This window comes from Polaromonas sp. P1_G4 (assembly GCF_056405475.1).
On record NZ_JBFUCA010000414.1, the window covers coordinates 1 to 3,920 of the forward strand.

The following is a 3,920-nucleotide window of genomic DNA, read 5'->3' on the forward strand; positions in this document are numbered from 1 at the left end:
GAGCTATCGCAGGTGCTTCGGAGCCACTGGTAGCGTACCGGACAGCGGTCGAGTCGTTTAGCAATGGCGTCTAACCCCTCAATCAACCAGACGTATCCTGGCATGCCGGCATCTTGTTTTTCGGCGTCGTCCTCGCTACATTCCTGGTTTGGGTCGCATATGAAGTCGCGACACGCCACGCCGCATAACATATCAACCAGCGCGGAGCCACAGCAGCAGGACGTGGCGCCGCGGCATTTATTAGTAGTCCGATCATTTTTACCTTAGGCCTAAGGAGCCACCGATGTTTCGAATCTTAGGTAGCCGAGTTGTCGCGATCTGTCTTGTTGTGTTTGGCATCTTTTTTATGTATGCCGGTCACAAGAACGCCACCAAGTTTTCGGCATTGCGCGATCACGGCAAGACGACCAAGGCCGAGGTAACCAGACTGGAGTGGAAGGAGAAGAAGAATACCCATGCTGACAGCCTGTACACAGCGCATGTTCGCTTCACTACGGAGGATGGTCGCGAAATTCGGACTGAAGTCGGCGTTGCTGCGGAGCTTGGCCGTGCCTTGCGCAGCAACTCTGTCCCATCCACCATGACGGTTCGCTATCTACCTGAGGCACCCAGCACGCTTCAAGACATCAACCAGGACGACTCCTCTGATGCCCAGAAGGGAGTTGGTCGCTATATGCTGCTTGCGGGACTGGCAATGCTGGTCATCCGCTTCTTCTTTTCAGGGCGTGCGAAATGATGCCCGATCCTTCCTTCAAGCGGACCTGCCTGCGGCGGTCCGGTTAAGTCGAACGTTAGACCGTTCCTCAATGTTCCGCTCTGCCACCATCGCTGAAGTCACTGACCTATTGGAGGACGGTCTTCGCAGGTTGCATCCGGAGCATAGAGCGGCTTTAGAGAAGGCCTGCATAGCTCCGCGTGAGCTGTCGGTCGCGGATTCACCGGGTGAGTATGTCGTTGCCGTGGCCGCCTTTGGCGATAAGCTGCTGTACTGGTCCGACGTAGAAGAGGGGTGGGAGCTCGAACGCCCAGACGACAAGGGCGGCATTGCGTCGCGTGGCTGCAACCAGTTTGAGCTAACTCATGTCATGTATCAAACGCTGGGAGATCCCAATGCGGTCTAACTGGTCGGTCAACGCGGATCCACAACTGCAAGGTGGCTCCGCCGCAAATGTTGCGGTCCGGTCACCCTCTACGTTAGGCGTCACGTGACGGCCGCCGAGGACATTTATTACGACCTGGCGCCCGAAGAGGCGCGGGAACGGCTGCTCGAACTCGCCGGAGATGGGGACCACGAGGCAGAGTTTTATCTTGGTCACTTGGCGGACGAGAGCTCGCCCAGGAACCCGGTCGAAGCGCTGGTCTGGTACAAGAAAGCTGCCGCCGGCGGCCTGCTGGAGGCAAAGCACTGGGTTGCAAGCTTCACGTATCACGGCATGGGCACAAGTCAGGACGTCTTGGCTGCCGTCCGCCTTCTCCGCGAATGTGCGGAGGCGGGGCTGGATTCATCCCAGTGGAAACTCGGCCAGCACCTTCTGCAGTTCCCGGAGAACACGACCGAGGCTCTCCGGTGGTTGACGGCCGCGGCAAGCCAAGGGCACACGGGGGCAATCGAGTTGTTGGCTGAAGCCGGTCAACTTCAACGTTAGGCGTCACTTGAAGCAGTTCCTCGCATCGTCAATTCAAAATTGAGAGGTCACATGCTCACGCTTTACTACACCCCCAATACTTGTGCGCTGGCAACGCATCTGGCGCTGGCTCATGCAAATGCTGGATACGAACTGGTACGGATCGACTTCTCGAAGAACGAACAACGGGCGGCCGACTATCTGAAGGTCAATCCGAAGGGCCGGGTTCCAGCGCTCGTGACTGCACGCGGGGTCCTGACGGAAACACCGGCCATGCTCATGTTCATCGCCCAGACGTACCCGGATGCGCTTCTGGCTCCGCTTGGTGACACGTTTCGGCTTGCGGAGATGAACGCTTTCAACAGCTATTTGTGCTCCACGGTTCATGTCGCTCACGCCCATCGAATGCGCGGCCACAGATGGGCAAACGAACCTGAAGCGTGGGACGCCATGCGAAGGAAGGTTCCTCAATCTGTGGGTGATGCCTTCTCGCTTATTGAGAGTGAGTATTTGCGTGGACCGTGGGTTCTGGGAGAAGAGTTCTCTGTGGCAGATCTGTATCTTCTAACCCTTGCTCGTTGGCTGGAGGGTGACGGGGTGGACCTCGCCCGCCTTCCCCGAATCCTTGATCACAGGGCGCGAATGCTGGCACTTCCTCTCGTCGCCAAGGTCATTGCTAAAGAGGAAGGGCAGCCGAAATGAGGCCTGACTCTTCCGTCAGGCGGACACTTCAGAGTCCGCTTCGCACCCCGCCTCTCATGTCAAACGCTAGAAGGCATCAGCATGGGCTTCGATAGCACATGGCAGTTCATGGGAGGCATCGCAATTGGGCTAGCGGTGATCGGGTCGTTGTGCCTTCGCGCTGTCGCGTCATACGTGCTTGAGTGCTGGGGCCGCAGCACGAAAGGTGCAGTGCTACGTTCAGTGGAGAAGAATGACGATGGAAGTATGGTGTACGTCGTGTCTTATGAATTCACAGCCACTTCGACGTCCGGTTCGCCTCAGATTCAAGCGGGGAAGCAGACGACGCGCTATGGCTTTCGCGCCAGCGACATTGTTGCCGTTCGATATTGGCCGAAGTGGCCGAGGCTCAACCGAATCGCGGAGCGCGCCGTCTGAAGACGGCAAGGACACGGGAGATGCCGTCTAACATATCCATCGACGCGCACCCACAACGACAGGATGCGGCTTCGCCGCAATTGTTGATGGTCCGGTCATCTTTACGTTATGTCGCGAACGCCACCGCCTCCTGACGTCGGCAATCTCTGGCGGCGCGTGCACAAGCAATGGCGCGACGCTGGAGTGGGCGTAAGCGCTGGCGCAACTGAGGAAGCGATTGCGGAATTTGAGCGCCGGTACGAAGTAGCTTTTCCTGAGGATGTCCGAGCCTATTTCGTTGCTGAAAACGGAACTGGCCATGAGATGGATGATGTGTACTTCCGCTTTTGGCCGTTGGCGGAGATCAGGCCCGTGAAAGACGAACTGGATGATTCAGGCGGTGTCATCTATCCGGATCGCTTCGCGTATCCCGACTGCTTCGTGTTCGCTGATCATCTTATGAACAGTTGGCTTTACGCAGTCCGACTGACGAGCGACCGGAATCAACTCGCCCCGGTGTACCGCGTCACAGCCTCAGACGAGGGTGGGGAACAGATGGCTCCGACATTCCGTCTATTCATGAGCCGATACGCGGATCGGCCGGAGAGCATTCTTTGAGGCTGTTGCGACATAACCTGTCGTTCGAAACGGACGTCCAGCGGCGTTCGCCCCCTTCGTTCCCAACTTTGCCGGGTCGCCAGTCAACGTCGCGTTAGGCGTCACGAATTCCCTCGCACATCACTCTCCGAGATCAGCCACAACATGAAGATCGGTCAAGCAGTCATTCGCACGATCCTGGGGCTCTCAGGTGCAAGTGCACTTGCCCTGGTTCTCGCAGCCGGCTATTACGCCAACGAAGTGAGGGCTGCCAGAGTTGCAACACCGTCTCTGATTTCCGAAACCTGGAAGCGCTTTGGAGCCCGGCTGAAACCCACAGACTTGTCGAAGGACAGGCAAGCCATGTTGTTGGCAGTCGAAGACCCGGCGTTCACCCGGCATCACGGCGTCGATCTTCAAACTCCCGGCGCAGGAATGACGACCATCACGCAAGGTCTGGTCAAGCTCATTTACTTCCCGGACGGGTTCAAGCAAGGTATCGCTAAAGTTCGCCAGACGCTGATTGCGCAATACGCCCTGGATTCGCTGGTTTCCAAGAACGATCAAATGCAATTGTTCCTGAATATCTGCTATCTGGGC

General features: G+C 57.4%; 6 protein-coding genes. All 6 read left to right on the forward strand.

The annotated features are described in order from the left end of the window. The first annotated feature begins 283 nt into the window (after positions 1 to 283). The gene (locus AC1D1X_RS17685; RefSeq protein ID WP_477671193.1) at positions 284 to 736 is read left to right on the forward strand and encodes a DUF3592 domain-containing protein; all 453 of its coding nucleotides are present in this window, start codon (positions 284 to 286) and stop codon (positions 734 to 736) included. A gap of 70 nt (positions 737 to 806) precedes the next feature. Then, entirely contained in the window at positions 807 to 1,121 is a 315-nt protein-coding gene (locus AC1D1X_RS17690) for a hypothetical protein (RefSeq protein WP_477671192.1), read from the forward strand. Positions 1,122 to 1,205: 84 nt separating this feature from the next. Then, on the forward strand, positions 1,206 to 1,646 hold the full coding sequence (locus AC1D1X_RS17695) for a tetratricopeptide repeat protein (protein ID WP_477671191.1): 441 nt from the start codon (positions 1,206 to 1,208) through the stop codon (positions 1,644 to 1,646). A 51-nt stretch (positions 1,647 to 1,697) separates the two neighbouring features. Continuing rightward, complete coding sequence (locus AC1D1X_RS17700) at positions 1,698 to 2,327, forward strand: glutathione S-transferase family protein (RefSeq protein WP_477671190.1); 630 nt, start codon at positions 1,698 to 1,700, stop codon at positions 2,325 to 2,327. 525 nt (positions 2,328 to 2,852) lie between these two features. Next, positions 2,853 to 3,341, forward strand: coding sequence for an SMI1/KNR4 family protein (locus AC1D1X_RS17705; protein ID WP_477671189.1), 489 nt, complete (start codon positions 2,853 to 2,855; stop codon positions 3,339 to 3,341). Positions 3,342 to 3,485: 144 nt separating this feature from the next. After that, the coding region (locus AC1D1X_RS17710; protein WP_477698780.1) for a transglycosylase domain-containing protein at positions 3,486 to 3,920 on the forward strand (435 nt) is incomplete at its 3' end.

Coding starts and splice junctions, on each gene's coding strand:
- AC1D1X_RS17685 (WP_477671193.1), top strand. CDS start 284: ATGTTTCGAATCTTAGGTAGCCGAGTTGTCGCGATCTGTCTTGTTGTG.
- AC1D1X_RS17690 (WP_477671192.1), top strand. CDS start 807: ATGTTCCGCTCTGCCACCATCGCTGAAGTCACTGACCTATTGGAGGAC.
- AC1D1X_RS17700 (WP_477671190.1), top strand. CDS start 1,698: ATGCTCACGCTTTACTACACCCCCAATACTTGTGCGCTGGCAACGCAT.
- AC1D1X_RS17705 (WP_477671189.1), top strand. CDS start 2,853: ATGTCGCGAACGCCACCGCCTCCTGACGTCGGCAATCTCTGGCGGCGC.